Below are 15,588 nucleotides of genomic sequence, written 5' to 3' on the forward strand. Positions count from 1 at the left end.
CTGTTGCGGTTAACTATTTCATTGCTTTTACTATATATCTTTCCATTAATATTTGTGGTATATAAAAATCATCTCCGTAAATTGAACCTGTAAATACTACAACTAAATCTAATTTTGGCACTACAAATATGTATTGTCCACCAAATCCATTAGCATGGAATCCGCCAAAATGATTCATCCACCACTGATACCCATATCCACTGCCAAAATTAGTTACCATATTGGATTCCAAAGGAGTTTCTATATGTTTCATGGTGGATTTTTTTACCCATTCACTAGATACAATCTGATTCTCTCCCCATTTACCTTCTTTTAAAAACAAATATCCAAACTTAGCCATATTTATTGGTGATAACATGATACCTGCTTTCATTCCATTATCATCTTCTGGCCAATAAACTTCCTTAATCCCTAAAGGTTCAAATAACTTTTTCTTAGCATATGTAAATATGTCCTCACCAGTAACTTTCTCCAGTATAAATTGTAATATATGAGGAACTCCACTACAATAACAAAATTTCGTTCCTGGTTCACTTATTAGAGGGTGTCCAAAGAAATATTCTATTGGATTCTCACTTTCCCATAGTTCATCATAATCTTTATAATCATTCCATTTAAGCCCAGTTGTCATTGTCAGCAGATTTTCTATTGTAATTTCCTTTTTATTAATATCCTCTTTATGTATTATTACTTCAGGAAAAAAATCTAAAACCTTATTATTTATACTATCAATCAAACCTTCATCAATTGCTATTCCAATTAATGTAGATACTATACTTTTGGAACAAGAATATATATCATGTGGTTTGTCTTTTTTATCTGGATTAAAACTTTTATCTGTTAATATACTTCCATCTTTTACAATAAGTATGCTATGAATATTCTTATTCTTCTCTTCAATAAATTTGATTGCTTCCCTAATCATATGTGAATCCATATCTTGATCTTCTGGACTTGAATTTTCCCAAATATTATTTTCCATACCTTTACCCCCAATTACATTTGTATTATTGATTATACTCTTACTATAAATCCCTAGCAAATTGAAAGAATTATCCTTAAATACAATCTAAAGGTATTATATCTCAAATCACTTTATTTTCACATTATTATAAACTTTTTATTGACTAACTCCCATTTTACATGTATAATATATCGACTAATCAACAGGATTTATAATATTAAACATATTAAATTAAAATCATTAATATACTTCTCTACATAGTAAAACAGTGTGATAAAAGCTACAATTAGCAGCTTTTATCACACTGTTTTATTTGTAAAGTTAATTGATTCTAAAATATCATGAAGTTTTTCAAATAACAATCCACCAATAAACCAAACTGGTATAAAATCTAGTCTTATTACACCACATACTGAAAGAGGACTATCGGTGTAATCCCATGGGCAAGTTCCTAATATGATACTTAGAACTAATCCAGTTAGAAACTCTACGAAAAATATTAATACTGTATAAATACCTCCTCTAATTATTAAGGGGAAATTTCTTATCCTATTGTGTATAGGTTCTAAAAAAATCATAAGACCATATATAGGAAACATCCACATAGAGGTCCATCCTACTAATAAAAAATCTCCTGCAATTAATGAACGAACTCCATTCCAAATAACCTCTGCACACCAACCAACTAAACCATATATTATAAATCTCATATACTTATTCATGTATATATTTTTATCTTGTTTTGGTAAAATATTAGTACATTTCAAATAAGAATTTACTGTAAGCAATTACTATAAGCAATTAATAGTTGACAAAATATCTTTTTTTAATTATGCTTATAAAGGAATTTAGAGAGAACTATAAATAAATTTAAATATAATAGATATTTAATAATATCTAAGTGTTGAACATCCACTTGAAAAAAATTCAAAGTGGGTGTTCTTTTTTTTGTAATTAATTTATAGATATCTCAGCTCAATAATTAATATATACATTCATTTCAAGAAGGGAGTTTTTGTATGATATTTAGTTTATTTAAAGACTATAAGAATAATAAAGGATTTTATAAAAATTTACTTATAATAACCTTACCAATTGTTCTACAAAACTTAATAGCATCATCACTTAATATGCTTGATACTATGATGATAGGGAAAGTTGGGGAAATTGAGCTTGCATCTGTGGGTATTGCAAATCAATTCTACTTCTTATTTACTTTATTCATATTAGGAGTAGCAGGTGGATGCGGAGTATTAACAGCACAGCTTTGGGGTAAAAAGGATAGAGAAAATATAAAAAAGGTTTTATGTAAATGTTTAACTGTAAGTTTGATTATATCTTTAATTTTTCTATTCTTTGGACTTACTATACCTGAAAAAATAATGTCAATATTCAACAAAGACTCATCAGTTATTACAGTAGGTAGTGACTACATGAGAATAACAGTTATAAGCTATATATTTACTGGTATCACATTTATTTTTGCTTCTGCTCTAAGAAGTATTGAAAACACCAAACTACCAATGTTTGCAAGTATGTTAGGTCTTGCTGTTAACGGAATATTAAACTATGTACTTATTTTCGGAAATTTAGGTATGCCTGAACTTAAAACTCAAGGTGCTGCAATAGCAACTCTTATTGCTCGAATATTCGAATGTGGTTTCTTATTGTTTTCAGTATACTTTAAAGATAAAATATTGAACATCAAAGGTAGTGATTTTAAGGAATTATCTGTAAGTCTAACTAAGACATTATCTACAGTCACAATACCAATAGTTTTAAATGAAGCATGTTGGGGACTTGGTAATGTAACATACATTGCAATCTATGCGAGAATTAGTACGGGAGCAGCTGCATCAATGCAAATATGTTCAACTATAATGAATTTATTTATGATATTTGCTTTTGGACTTGCCTATGCAGCTGTAGTTATAATAGGAAATGAGATTGGTGCTAATAGAGAAGAGTCCGCTATAAATTTTTCTAAGAAAATAGCTAAATTATCTATTTTAATATCTTTAGTTATAGGTGTTGTACTATTCATTTTAGCTAAACCTATAATTTCTTTCTTTAATGTATCACCTGAAGTTAAGTTAGCTTCAACTTATATACTCTATGTATATTCAATTATTATGGTTGTTAGAGTGTGTAATTTAGTTATGATAGTTGGAATACTTAGAGGAGGTGGAGATGCTAAGTACGGTTCTATACTCCAAGGAGCTACACTTTGGTTTATCGGTATACCTTTGGCTTTTATAGCTGCTTTTGTACTCCACTTACCTGTGTATTTTGTTGTTGCATTTACTGCAGCTGAAGAGATTATAAAAGTTATCTTTATGATAAAAAGATATAAATCATTTAAATGGATAAGAAATATGGTAAATGATAATGAAATAAGTGCTATAGCATAAAAAGGCGCGTTTTAAACGCGCTTTTTTAAAACAAATTATAATGTTTTTTCATTACTCTTATTCTTAGAATTGAAAGGTGATCTTATATTTCCTTGAATTATTCTACTAATCTTAATAATAAATAAACCCATTAAAATATAACATACACTCAAAACTAATACTCTTATTAATACACCTGAGTATCCTATTGAAGGTATATGTAAAAAAGGATACATATATCTACCTGTAAATTTACCATAAATCAATACTACATAAGCTGCATAACAGAACGGATATATCAACCATTTAATTACATTACTTAACTTTTGCTTCTCTTCTCTATCTTTTATAAATTCACAGAAAAACCAATCCAAAATAAATACTATGGGTGTAACATAATGAGTAATAACTGCTAATACTCTATGAATACCTGTTGGTGCCCATAATTGTTGCAATATCAACGCATATATGATAAATGTAAATGATATATATAATGTTATTCCACTCTTATAAACAGTATTAACAACTTTACTTTCACCTTTTCTTAAGTTTCCTATAACTGCTAACGTCAACCAAGCTAAAACCAATATATTAGTTTGAATAGTATAATGACTTAATGAATCTAAAAGCCCCATAATAGCACCCTCTCCCTGAGAATACCACTTCATTATTTTCAGTGTAATGCTTCCAATTACACTGAACCATCCAATTAATAGAAACAAGCTTCTAAATATAACGATGCTCTTTTCTTTTTTCATATAATCACCACCCTTGATTATATGATATCAGTTGAGATAATTAGATACTTTAAAAATCTATGCATTCTTTTATAAAATTATTGCTTCCTTAAGGCAAATTCAGAAGGAGTTTTTTGTTCCACCTTTTTAAATGTACTTGTAAAGTATTGAACATCATTAAATCCTACTTTCTCCGCTATACTTGTTATTGAGTATTTTCCCATCTTTAATAGATGTTTTGCCTCTTCAATTCTAGTCATTTGTATATATGCTGTTATTGTTATATTCATCTCTTTTTTAAATTGTCTCGAAAGATGCGATGAGTTCAAATGAAAAATATCTGCTAATATTTTAGTACTTATACTTTCATTAAAATGTACTTTTATATACTTACAAATCTCTTTAATAGTTTTATTGCAATTCCTAACTTCATTTTCAAATACTGCTGTAGAATATGTCTCAACAATTAAATATATTTTTTTCTTTATAATCTCTCTATCTTGAATTGACTGAATTTCTTCCATAAATTGCTCACTAATTAAAAGCACCTCAACAGGATCTAGTCCTCCATCTATAGCTGCTCTTCTAAGGCTTGTATTAAATATATTGCCATATTGTTTCCAATCTTTAATTGTATTTCTCTTTTCTTTTATTTCATACGATAATAACTTATGAGTATAATCCAATGATTTTTTTGTATTCCCCTGTTTCACAGAGTGCGATAACTTTCTCTCTAGCTCAATTATTTGATTAATTATATCACTATATTGTGTTAGAATTTCTTTCTTCTCTTCATTACTTACCTTGTTATTGAAACTATTCATAAGATTAAATCCTCACTTATTTCATTGGTTAATATATTTATATTCTACCTCCAAATTTAAAATATTTCATCTAAATATTAGAACTATAAACTTACAATGTTTAAATTATATTTCTTTACTTCTATAAATTTACTTAATATAATTATATTGTAAACTTCTACATACTTATTATGATAACTAACTATATGAGAGGAGATATTGTTATGTTTTTTAATATGAAGCTATAGCTATCCACTTTGCTTAATATCATTATTAAAATTAATTTAAGTATTTACATGTTTTTATTTAATAAAGATATGTAAGTAAAGAAAGGGAGTTATAACATGTATAATGAAAGAGAACAATTAAGAATAGATTTAAAAAGAATTAAAGCTAATGATTACAACCTTAGTAAAGGAGAAAAGGCATCAGACTATCTTGATTTAATGCTTAAATTCAATGGTGATACTGATTCTGAATTAAGAGACAGTCTTATATTAAATACTTTTGTATATTGGATTGAGGACAAAGGATACTTTAGTAGTCAAGAACTCATTGATTTATTAAATAGAATAATAAGTAAAGATTATATTTTTTATAATATTGGAAATGAGAATGATGATTCAGTATTTAAAAGAAGTTTTTCCATACTATTAGTAAATCCTATCTTATGCGTTCATATGAATAGTCAGTTCTTAGATAGGGATATGATATTAAAAATAAAAGACGCTTTAATAAGATATTTAAACGAAGAAAAAGATCTTCGTGGGTATGTTCAAGAAAAAGGTTGGGCTCATACTTTGGCACATGCTGCAGATGGAATAGATATATTATTAAACTGTGAAGGCATAAATGAAGAAGTTTGTAAAGAAGTATTACTAACCATAGAAAACAAGTATCTTGAAGGGAAATACTTTTTATGTGCTGAAGAAGATGAACGCTTAATAAACATAATTTATTTTAATATCATTGAAGATAAATTATTAAGTGACGATTATATTTGCAATTGGATTAAAGGATTTACCAAAGTTCTTGAAATCAAAGATAAAACTACTAAGTTCAAAGCTAGAACAAATGTAAAAAATCTTTTACGAAGTCTCTATTTTAGAATGTTACATCTTAAAAATAATGAACAAATTTCTAAAACAATACTTGATGTAGAAAAAAATTTAAACTTATATCTTGAATAAAATTATTTAAAGGAGCTTGTCGTTAAGGCAAGCTCCTTAGATTAATACAGGACTTTTAGTTTCATTATACTTTTCAAACCATTCAACAAGCTCATTTAAAAGCTTAATATTTTTTTTCTGCATTTCTATTACAGGCGTACCTTTAATTACATCATCATGATCATCAACAATTACTTCAATAACAATCTTATTATTATTTTCACCAACAACAATCATACCTGTCTTATTATTTTTTTTACAATTAAAATGCATTATTTGAGTTACTGGATTAGTCTCTAATCCGCTGATTTCACTCATATCTATAAAATCAGCCATGTTCTCTCTTAACATTTCTAGTATCTCAACAAATGTGCTTCTTTCATATCTCACTTACAATCAACCTCCAAATAATCCTTGTATGTAAGATGTCCTTTTATTTAAATTTATATGCATAAAATAATATCTATTATTTTATATAAAATTACAAAATAAAAAAGATACTCTTCAAAAGAGTATCTCTGTCTGTAGAAAAAGCCCAATTTAAAGCTCAATATATTTATATTGATTCTTCCCATTCTCTTTAGCCTCATAAAGCATCTCATCTGCCTGCTTTATAATTACTTCCATATTGGTATTATTCTTTGGGAAAACAGATGCAATACCCATACTTACAGTTACATGGCCATATCCATTATTTTTCTCATGTTTTATATTTAATTCTTTAAGTTTATTATTTATTCTATCCGCTATAACAATGGCCCCATTAAGCGGAGTATTAGGAAGTACAACCAAAAATTCCTCTCCACCGTATCGTCCAACAAAATCCTCTGATCTACCTAGAGCACCCTTAATACTTTGTGCTACCTTTCTAAGCACCTCATCACCTTTAACATGACCATACATATCATTGTAGTTCTTAAAATTATCTAAATCCAAGATTATCAATGATAATGGCAATTCATATCTAGCACAGTTTCTCCTATGCATTTCAAGCATACGATCTATTCCTCTACGGTTATAGATTCCTGTTAGAAAATCTTCCAAACTAATATCTTCTAATTTACACTTCTCTTCTTTCAAGTTCGTGAGTTCAATTATCTTATTCTCTAATTCTTGAGCAATATCTTCAATTAATCTTCTTTGTAGATATAGTTCCTTAAAAATATTTACCTTACTTCTTAAAATTAATGGATCTATAGGCTTAAATAAATAATCAACAGCTCCTACTTCATATCCCTTGAATATAGATTTTTTCTCTTTACTTATTGCAGTGACAAAAATAATGGGTATCTTCTTAGTCTTTTCAATCTTTCTAAGTAGTTCAGCAGTCTGAAACCCATCAAGACCTGGCATCTGAACATCCATTAAGATTACCGCAAAAGAATGGTTAGAACATAATTCTAATGCTTCTTCTCCTGACATAGCATTGATAAGATTTAAATCCTCATCAGTAAGAACACTTTCCATAACTAAATGGTTTTCTTTTAAATCATCTACAATTAAGATATCTACTTTTTCTCTCATATCCATAACTCCTGTACATTTTTTATATACCTATAACATCCCTATTTATTAAATCCCTGAAATTTCTTTCTATATACTCTATTCATTTCATCATACACTTCAAAAGTATCCATAGTCTTTGAAAACTTTAATGACTCCTTTGACCCAAGACAAAGTATACCACCTTTAAGCAAACTTTTATCAAATAAATTCAATACTTTATTTTGAAGTTCTTTATTAAAATATATCAAAACATTTTTACAGATAATTACGTTCATTACACCAAAAACTTGATCAACAACTAAATTGTGTTCATTAAACATAATATGCTTCTTTAATGATTGATTAAGTATAGCTGAGTCATATTTAGCTATATAATAATCAGAGAAGTCCTTCTTCCCTCCAGATTCAATATAATTCCTTGTGTAATCTTTAATTGATTCCATAGAAAAGATACCTTCTTTTGCTTTCTTTAAAACCTTTTCATTAAAATCAGTGGCATAAATTTGACATCTTTCTAAGAGCCCTTCTTCCTTTAATAATATTGCCATTGAATAAACCTCTTCTCCAGTAGAACAACCTGCATGCCAAATTTTTATCCGTGGATATGACTTTAAATAAGGAACTACTTCTTTTCTAAAATATAAGAAAAACTCTGGATTTCTAAACATCTCAGTAACATTTATAGAGAACTCTGAAAGTATTTCTAAGAAGAACTTATTATCATATATAACTCTATGCTGCATCTCAGAAATACTTGAGAAATTCTCTCTAACTTTTTTACTTAAAAGTCTTCGTTTTATATGAGCCCTTGAGTACTCTCTAAAATCATAACCATATTTTTGATAGATTCCTTCTAGAAATAACTGAATCTCTATATCCTCATTATCTAATATTACATCATTTTTACTTATCACGATAACCACACCTTCAAGGTAGATAATAATTTTTCAACATCAATTGGCTTAGTTAGATAATCATTTGCCCCAGCTGTAATACATTTCTTTCTATCCCCTTTCATTGCTTTAGCCGTTAATGCAATTATAGGAATTTCTTTTCTTTCATCTATATTTCTTATTTCTTTAATGGCTTCATACCCATCCTTATTAGGCATCATAATATCCATTAGTATTAAATCAATTGTCTCATTATCTTTTAATATCTCAATACATTCATTTCCATCCATTGCTGTTAGAATCTCTATTCCATGCTGTTCTAATAAATGAAGCAGCGCAAAGACATTTCTTTCATCATCATCTACCAAAAGAATTTTTTTACCTACTAGTAAATCATCTACATTCTCCTGCTTTTGTTGAATATACTTTTCAGTAAAGCTATGCTGTTTATCATCTTCTTCCATACCATGAAGGAATAATGAAACCTCATCAACTAATCTATCCTTTGACTTAGAACTCTTAAGTATGATACTTTCCACATGTGGATTTACATCACTTAGTTTTTCATTTCCAACATTCTCATCAGTATAAATGATAACCGGGATTTTCTCTTCCTTATTCTCACCAACAGCCTTAATGAATTCAACACCACTCATATCTTCCAGTTCAATATCAAGTACTATACACTCATATTCATCTTCCTTGATCTTTTCTATTCCCTCTTTACCTGTAAGTACTTTAGACACTTCTACATTCCCTAGATTCACAAAGTGATCAAATTCTTCTCCTCCACAATATCCTACAACTAAAAGCTTTTTAAATCCATTTTTCGTAAGTGATTGAATTTTTCCTAAAGTTTCATAGATTGATTTTATATCTACTGGTTTTTTTAAGAACCCAATAACACTTTGAGGCATCATGATATTTTCATCCTCTTTACCTGAAATAATATGAATTGGAATATCTTTTGTTTCCTCCATCTTTTCAAGGTTTTCAGCTACTAATATACCATCCATATCTGGTAATCCAATATCTAAAATTATTGCATCTGGTTTAAGCTTCTGAGCACGATTAAGTCCTTCTTCCCCACTATGTGCCATGTGAACTTTATATCCCTTTTCCTCTGATAGAGATTTTAAAACACTAGCAAAATTAATATCATCTTCAATTATTAACAAGGTACTGCTTTTATCATTAGATTTTTCAATCTCTATTTCTTTAATTTCAACAAATTCTTCTCTCTGATTGCTTCTTACTTGTTTTATTTTGCTTTTTTCTTCCTTGACAGAACTCTCTTTAGGCAGTGAACAAGATAAATTTATTGGCATTAAAACAACAAAAGCACTTCCCTTACCTAGTTCACTTTCCAGTAATATTTCTCCACCTAATAAGTTAATAAGCTCTCTGGAAATTGTTAATCCAAGTCCAGTACCACCATACTTACGACTAGTAGTACCATCAGTCTGCCTGAAAGCTTCAAAAACATGATCTAGTTTATCCTCAGGGATTCCAATTCCAGTATCCTTTACCTCTATAGCTAGATATTCATCTGGATATTCAACTCTTTGTCTTTCCCCATTAGTCAATTTACGTATTGAGACATTTACCTCTCCTTCTTCAGTAAATTTAATTGCATTAGATACTAAATTTTTCATTACTTGCTTTACTCTAATTGAGTCAGTTGTAATTGTCTTAGGAACAACTGGACTTAAATCTGTTTCAAGTTTTATGTCTTTATTTTCTGCAAGAGGTTTGAATAAATTCTCAATATGCGTTAATATTTCTTCAAGATCAACTTCATCATGATGAATGTCTAAATACCCAGCTTCAACCTTTGATAAATCTAAAATATCATTAATTATATTTAATAAATCATTTCCAGATGAATGAATTGTCTTTGCAAATTCTTGTTCTTTCTCACTCATTAACTGTGCTCTGTCTCTATCACTCAACAGTTGTGATAAAACAAGTATACTATTAAGAGGCGTTCTTAATTCATGAGACATATTAGCAAGAAACTCAGATTTATACTGGTTAGCGATTTCAAGAGCATCTGCCTTTTCCATAATAAGTGCTTGTGAATCAATAAGTTCATGATTCTTTTCATCTAAAGCCTTCTTCTGCAACTCTAATTCTTTTGTTCTTGCTTCAAGTTCTTCATTAGATACACGTAGTTCTTCCTGCTGAATTTGTAACTGTTCTTGTGATTCCTGTAAGCTTCTTGCCTGTTCTTCTAATTCCTCATTATTTTGTCTTAGCTCTTCTTGCTGTGTTTGAAGTTCTTCTGATTGATTTATGGTACGCTCTAATAGCTCCTTTACCTTCTTATTTATTTCTGCTGAACTTAAAGCCATTGCAATAGCATCCGCCATTGCTTCCAATAGTCCTAAACTTTCATCATTTAATTTATGAACACTACCTATTTCAATAACACTCTTTACCTGTCCTTCATGAACACATGGAAGTACAACAATATTTTTAGGCGTAGACTCACCTAATCCTGATTGTATAGCTATATAATCATCTGGAAGTTCAGATAAAACAAACATTTTCTTTTCTCTCGCACATTGCCCAATAATTCCTTCTGAAAGCTTGATCTCTTGTGGCATACCTTTTCTATTTTTATAAGCATAAGATGCAGTCATTCTGAAAACATCTTGTCCATCATTTAAATAGAATGCTCCAATTTGAACCTTTAAATAATTGCATAAATACGAGATAACCAAATCACTTATTTCAAGTAAATCTTCATTATTCCTCAACTTATTATTTAATTCATTTTGTGCTGTCTTTAACCAATTCTGATATTTAACCTCACTCATAATTCCTTTAAGCTTTATCATAAATTCATTAAAAGCAGTAGCCATTTTACCAATCTCATCTTTTTTACCTTCAGTCATACGGAAATCTAAGTCTACATCACCTTTAGCAATTTGATTAAAGGTATCTGTTAAAGAATTAATAGGTCTTAAGATAATTCTTAATAAAATATAAGAAATCAATAATGATAACAGAATTGAAATAAGTGCAAACAGTCCCATCCATCTCATCATAGTATTGTTTTGCTCACCTACATTACGTAAATAAAGCAATTTATCATATTCAATAGAAGATACAATACTTTCAATTAGTGTTTCAACTGTTGGACCTCTCTCTCCCATCTTCTTTATTAATTTGTCCTGTTCTTCAAATATTCTCTTTAATCCTCTAATTCCATCTAAATATTCCTTTTCATTATTTGAGTAAATAAGATAATCAGTACGATATTCGTATCTTTTTCCCTCTTTTTCTATTTGCTCCATATGAGAAAGTAAGATTTCATATAAGTTTTGAAATTCATCGTAATATTCTTGATTATGGAAAGTGTAATATTTAAATGCAATAAGTCTTGAATTAAGAATATACTCAAGTCCTTTTCCTGCTTGTTGTGCAATAACGGCTTCGTTATTATTAAATGCTGTTTCCTCTATATTTCTAAGTGAAGTCAATATTTCATTTCCTACTTTTGTCAAATTATCAGATGATTCTTTATCCTCTTTCTCTAAATCTACTATTCTACCAAAATCTGCTTGATAATACTCCAATTCACTTTCAATTTGTTGAATATAATCAAGACGTGCTTCATCCGCACTTAAAGCTATATAATCCTCTATAAGATTTTTCATATTTCTACAATTCTCATTAAATAAATTCACCTGATACTCATTACCAGAAACAAGAAATTTTTCATAATTAATCCTGCTCCCTAAAAGTTCTACCTGAATTTTATTAGCTATCCTTTGTTCATCAGTTATATTTTTAAGTGCAATAAACTGCTTTCTATTAGTATCTAATCCTTTTAAACCAAATGAAATTGCTACAAGCATTAACAATATTACTGCCATGAACCCAAGAATCAACTTAGTTCTAAGCTTAGTATTCTTTACCCAACTAATCAATAACACCACCCCTAATCTATCATTATAATATTCCAATAAAACCAAATATTAAATTAATCTTTCTTAAAAAATTCTGTTATTTTTATTTTACACTGTATTCTAAATCAGTGCAAACAAATACATATATCGAGTTAATATTACTTATATCTTCCCTGAATTTCGAGGCATTTCATTAATTATAAAGAATTATACTATAATTTATATTATTAAAGAATCAATATTACATTTCTCACATTGTAACAGATGGTCTATTATTGTATATATTATACTATGCCTATGATTAATCCAATAAATTGGGAGGTTATTATGGATAAGAAAATAAAATACGATTTAGATATTAATGAAATATTAGTAATTCCTACAACTGATTCTGATTCTCTTCTTAGCTTAAATACTAATTTATATAATATAGAATCTAGCAACACAAAAGTAGCATTGATTTCAGCTACAGAATTCCCTATCGATAATGCTACTAAAGATGTTTCTACAGATGTACAGAAAAGATACTACATTCAGAAAACCTCACCTGAGAGTGAAATTGTTACTGTAGTCTCTACTGGAACAATCACATTATCTACTACTAAAAGAATAGGACTAGGTGAGGAAATTAAAGAATTGGTTAGAATTTCACTCAACTCAAATGCAGAAAGTGATAATTAGGTTTATACTATGTTTATGCAAAATATTAATTCAACAGGATTGTCACTTAATTTACCCCTTGATGGATATACTGCTAAAATAACTACACCTTTATCCTGTATTGAAATACTATCTCCAGCTGAAATCAAACTTATTGAGATTTGTTGTAATACATTTAAACTTAAAATTCAAACTGATGAATTTAAAATTGTAACACTAGTTAAAAGTTTGATACTTGAGGTATATAATCCTGATGGAGTTATGATTATTCAAATCACAACCCCATGCAAAAAAACGGAATTAAAAATGGAGAATTGAGAATGGAGAATGATGGATGCTTCTGACCTCGGTCAGAAGCTACATTTTATTGTTTTTTAGAACAAAAGAGGGTTACTCATTTTATCAAGATAAAATATTGTATTTATACTTCACTATTTCATCCATATTTAACAAGTAACCCCTCATTATATACTGTTTTAAAATTGAGTTTGCTTTAATAAGTTTTACCTTTAATAAACTCTTTAATTGGTGTGTCATCCCAAATTTGAGCCTCAATATAATGATTATTATGTTCATATACTTGAAAAGTCTTTATAACCTCTTTTAATTCTTCAAGTCTGTAGCTTGTCCAACTGCAACTTCTTCTACGACACGAGAACTTTCCTTTAAGAAAGGTTCATACATCATTATTGCATGATTCTCAGTAACAAACTCATCATCAATTTCTTCTCCAAACATATTAAATACTCTTCTATTAATTACATTATTACGTATATATCCTCCCCACCAACCAGTGGTTAAGAAATGTTCCTTTTCATATATCTCATATTTATACCTGCCCTCTTCATTGGAACGCCATTCTCCATATAGGAATTCATCATTTATAGTAAGATTTAACTGATAATCTACTTCGCTATCATTATGTATCTGAAGATCAAGATAATTGTACACGCAAGTAGCACCACTACCAAAAGGTTGTGTTCTATTTGTATCTGGAAATATATCATGACTATGTCTATATCTCTCAACCACCTTCAATGGTGTATGCAGTGTAATCCAATATATCATATTTGAAAGTTGACATAATCCACCAGCTTCCCCTGCCTTAAATGAACCATCTGGATTTAGTATTAATCCATCTACATACCCTTTTCTATAAGTCGGTTTTCCAATTAATCGCCAATAAGAAAATGTTTCTCCTGGTTTAATTATTATCCCATCTATTTTATCTATAGCTAATTTTAAGTTAGTAATTTTATTATATTGCAGCTGCATATCTACATCTTTTAACTTTCTCAATACTGGAGTCTTATGACTAAATATTTTGTACTCTAACTTTTTTTCTGAACGATCTTTTGAAAATTTCTTCCTATTAAATATCCATTTTACATATCTTTTATATGTATAATATTGCTTACCTAAATATGCTCTAACCTTTGACCGTACTATGGGCTTTTTTTCTATCATAACTCTCCCCCTTCCTGCATACATATTTTATCATAATTGTTATTTTATTTAAACATATCTGATTTTTTAAATCATAAATAAATTTTTTTATAAAAACACTTGCCAACAGATAATTATTATTATATAATAATAACTGTAAGATAGATGAAAGGAAACAAGGTATTAACAAAAGTAAAGATTAATATTATGAAATGATAAAAACAAAAAATAAATCGGTCAAAGGTCAAATATAATTATTTAGGAGGATGTTATTATGAAAAAGCACGTTTGTTTAGTATGTGGATATGTACATGAAGGAGATAAAGCACCAGATAAATGCCCAGTTTGTTCAGCTGGAGTTGAAAAGTTTCAATTATTAGATGAGAACAACATGAAATGGGTTGATGAGCATAAAATAGGAGTTGCTAAAGGTGTAGACGAAGAAGTAGTTAAAGGGTTAAGAGAAAACTTCATTGGTGAGTGTACCGAAGTCGGTATGTATTTAGCAATGAGTAGACAGGCAGATAGAGAAGGATACCCAGAAGTAGCAGAAGCTTATAAGAGAATTGCATGGGAAGAAGCTGAACACGCTGCTAAATTTGCTGAATTACTTGGTGAAGTTGTATCTGATTCTACTAAGAAAAATCTTGCTATGAGAGTTGAAGCTGAATATGGAGCTAACAAAGGTAAGAAAGAATTAGCTACTTTAGCTAAGAAACTTAACTTAGATGCAATTCATGACACAGTTCATGAAATGTGTAAAGATGAAGCTAGACATGGTGCTGCTTTTAAAGGATTGTTAGATAGACACTTTAAATAAAAAAGGCCTTGGGCCTTTTTTTTAGTTGAAAGTGGAAAATTGAAAGTTGAAAACGATGGATGGTTCTGCTTACGCAGAACCTAGATTTTATTGTTCTTTAGAACAACGAGAGTTTACTCATTTTATCTGTGATAAAATATTGTATTTAAAATTTTAAAAGGTCCCTAGAAACTTAAATTTCTAGGGACTTTTTATTTTTTACATAATTAAAAATTTTTAAGATACAAATTTAGCTCTCACTTTATCCTTTGTTTATTTAATTTTTATCTTTAGTTAAAATTAA

Annotated in this window: 14 protein-coding genes; 5 read left to right on the plus strand and 9 right to left on the minus strand. The window is 28.9% G+C overall.

Going from position 1 to position 15,588, the window contains the following annotated elements:
* Positions 1 to 13: 13 nt before the first annotated feature.
* Both OW730_RS24150 and OW730_RS24155 read right to left on the minus strand, forming a co-directional pair.
* Positions 14 to 982 (minus strand): serine hydrolase domain-containing protein, encoded by a 969-nt coding sequence (locus OW730_RS24150; RefSeq protein WP_271226609.1) that lies wholly within the window; start codon positions 980 to 982, stop codon positions 14 to 16.
* Positions 983 to 1,263: 281 nt separating this feature from the next.
* Positions 1,264 to 1,674, minus strand: coding sequence for a putative ABC transporter permease (locus OW730_RS24155; protein WP_271226610.1), 411 nt, complete (start codon positions 1,672 to 1,674; stop codon positions 1,264 to 1,266).
* A gap of 309 nt (positions 1,675 to 1,983) precedes the next feature.
* Between OW730_RS24155 and OW730_RS24160 the strand changes: the two genes are divergently transcribed.
* Positions 1,984 to 3,375 carry an MATE family efflux transporter gene (locus OW730_RS24160; RefSeq protein ID WP_271226611.1) on the plus strand — a complete coding sequence of 464 codons (1,392 nt, stop codon included), beginning with the start codon at positions 1,984 to 1,986 and terminating at the stop codon, positions 3,373 to 3,375.
* A 35-nt stretch (positions 3,376 to 3,410) separates the two neighbouring features.
* On the opposite strand, the gene OW730_RS24165 is transcribed toward OW730_RS24160, so the two are convergent.
* Both OW730_RS24165 and OW730_RS24170 read right to left on the minus strand, forming a co-directional pair.
* Complete coding sequence (locus OW730_RS24165) at positions 3,411 to 4,112, minus strand: Pr6Pr family membrane protein (RefSeq protein WP_271226612.1); 702 nt, start codon at positions 4,110 to 4,112, stop codon at positions 3,411 to 3,413.
* Between the two features lie 77 nt (positions 4,113 to 4,189).
* Positions 4,190 to 4,915, minus strand: a complete 726-nt coding sequence (locus tag OW730_RS24170; protein WP_271226613.1) for an AraC family transcriptional regulator — start codon at positions 4,913 to 4,915, stop codon at positions 4,190 to 4,192.
* Positions 4,916 to 5,238: 323 nt separating this feature from the next.
* On the opposite strand from OW730_RS24170, the gene OW730_RS24175 reads away from it, so the two are divergent.
* Complete coding sequence (locus OW730_RS24175) at positions 5,239 to 6,084, plus strand: DUF2785 domain-containing protein (RefSeq protein WP_271226614.1); 846 nt, start codon at positions 5,239 to 5,241, stop codon at positions 6,082 to 6,084.
* 36 nt (positions 6,085 to 6,120) lie between these two features.
* Here the strand turns inward: OW730_RS24175 and OW730_RS24180 are convergent, their stop codons facing one another.
* From OW730_RS24180 to OW730_RS24195, 4 genes are all read right to left on the minus strand, one after another.
* Entirely contained in the window at positions 6,121 to 6,453 is a 333-nt protein-coding gene (locus tag OW730_RS24180; protein WP_271226615.1) for a hypothetical protein, read from the minus strand.
* Between the two features lie 150 nt (positions 6,454 to 6,603).
* Positions 6,604 to 7,587: a GGDEF domain-containing response regulator gene (locus OW730_RS24185; RefSeq protein ID WP_271226616.1), complete on the minus strand. Its 984-nt coding sequence runs from the start codon at positions 7,585 to 7,587 to the stop codon at positions 6,604 to 6,606.
* 41 nt (positions 7,588 to 7,628) lie between these two features.
* Positions 7,629 to 8,483: a CheR family methyltransferase gene (locus OW730_RS24190; protein WP_271226617.1), complete on the minus strand. Its 855-nt coding sequence runs from the start codon at positions 8,481 to 8,483 to the stop codon at positions 7,629 to 7,631.
* Complete coding sequence (locus tag OW730_RS24195; protein WP_271226618.1) at positions 8,480 to 12,400, minus strand: response regulator; 3,921 nt, start codon at positions 12,398 to 12,400, stop codon at positions 8,480 to 8,482. The genes OW730_RS24190 and OW730_RS24195 overlap by 4 nt, the downstream gene beginning before the upstream one ends.
* Positions 12,401 to 12,706: 306 nt before the next feature.
* On the opposite strand from OW730_RS24195, the gene OW730_RS24200 reads away from it, so the two are divergent.
* Together OW730_RS24200 and OW730_RS24205 are read left to right on the plus strand one after the other, a co-directional pair.
* Positions 12,707 to 13,060 (plus strand): hypothetical protein, encoded by a 354-nt coding sequence (locus tag OW730_RS24200; protein WP_271226619.1) that lies wholly within the window; start codon positions 12,707 to 12,709, stop codon positions 13,058 to 13,060.
* A gap of 15 nt (positions 13,061 to 13,075) precedes the next feature.
* Positions 13,076 to 13,357, plus strand: coding sequence for a hypothetical protein (locus OW730_RS24205; protein WP_271226620.1), 282 nt, complete (start codon positions 13,076 to 13,078; stop codon positions 13,355 to 13,357).
* A gap of 285 nt (positions 13,358 to 13,642) precedes the next feature.
* Here OW730_RS24205 and OW730_RS24210 read toward each other — a convergent pair whose 3' ends face one another.
* Entirely contained in the window at positions 13,643 to 14,506 is an 864-nt protein-coding gene (locus OW730_RS24210; protein WP_271226621.1) for a VanW family protein, read from the minus strand.
* A 253-nt stretch (positions 14,507 to 14,759) separates the two neighbouring features.
* Here OW730_RS24210 and OW730_RS24215 point away from each other — a divergent pair, with 253 nt between their 5' ends.
* Positions 14,760 to 15,305: an NADH peroxidase gene (locus tag OW730_RS24215; protein ID WP_271226622.1), complete on the plus strand. Its 546-nt coding sequence runs from the start codon at positions 14,760 to 14,762 to the stop codon at positions 15,303 to 15,305.
* Positions 15,306 to 15,588: the final 283 nt, after the last annotated feature.

The organism is Oceanirhabdus sp. W0125-5 (assembly GCF_027938815.1).
In the GTDB taxonomy this organism is placed as follows: Bacteria; Bacillota; Clostridia; order Clostridiales; family Clostridiaceae; genus Oceanirhabdus.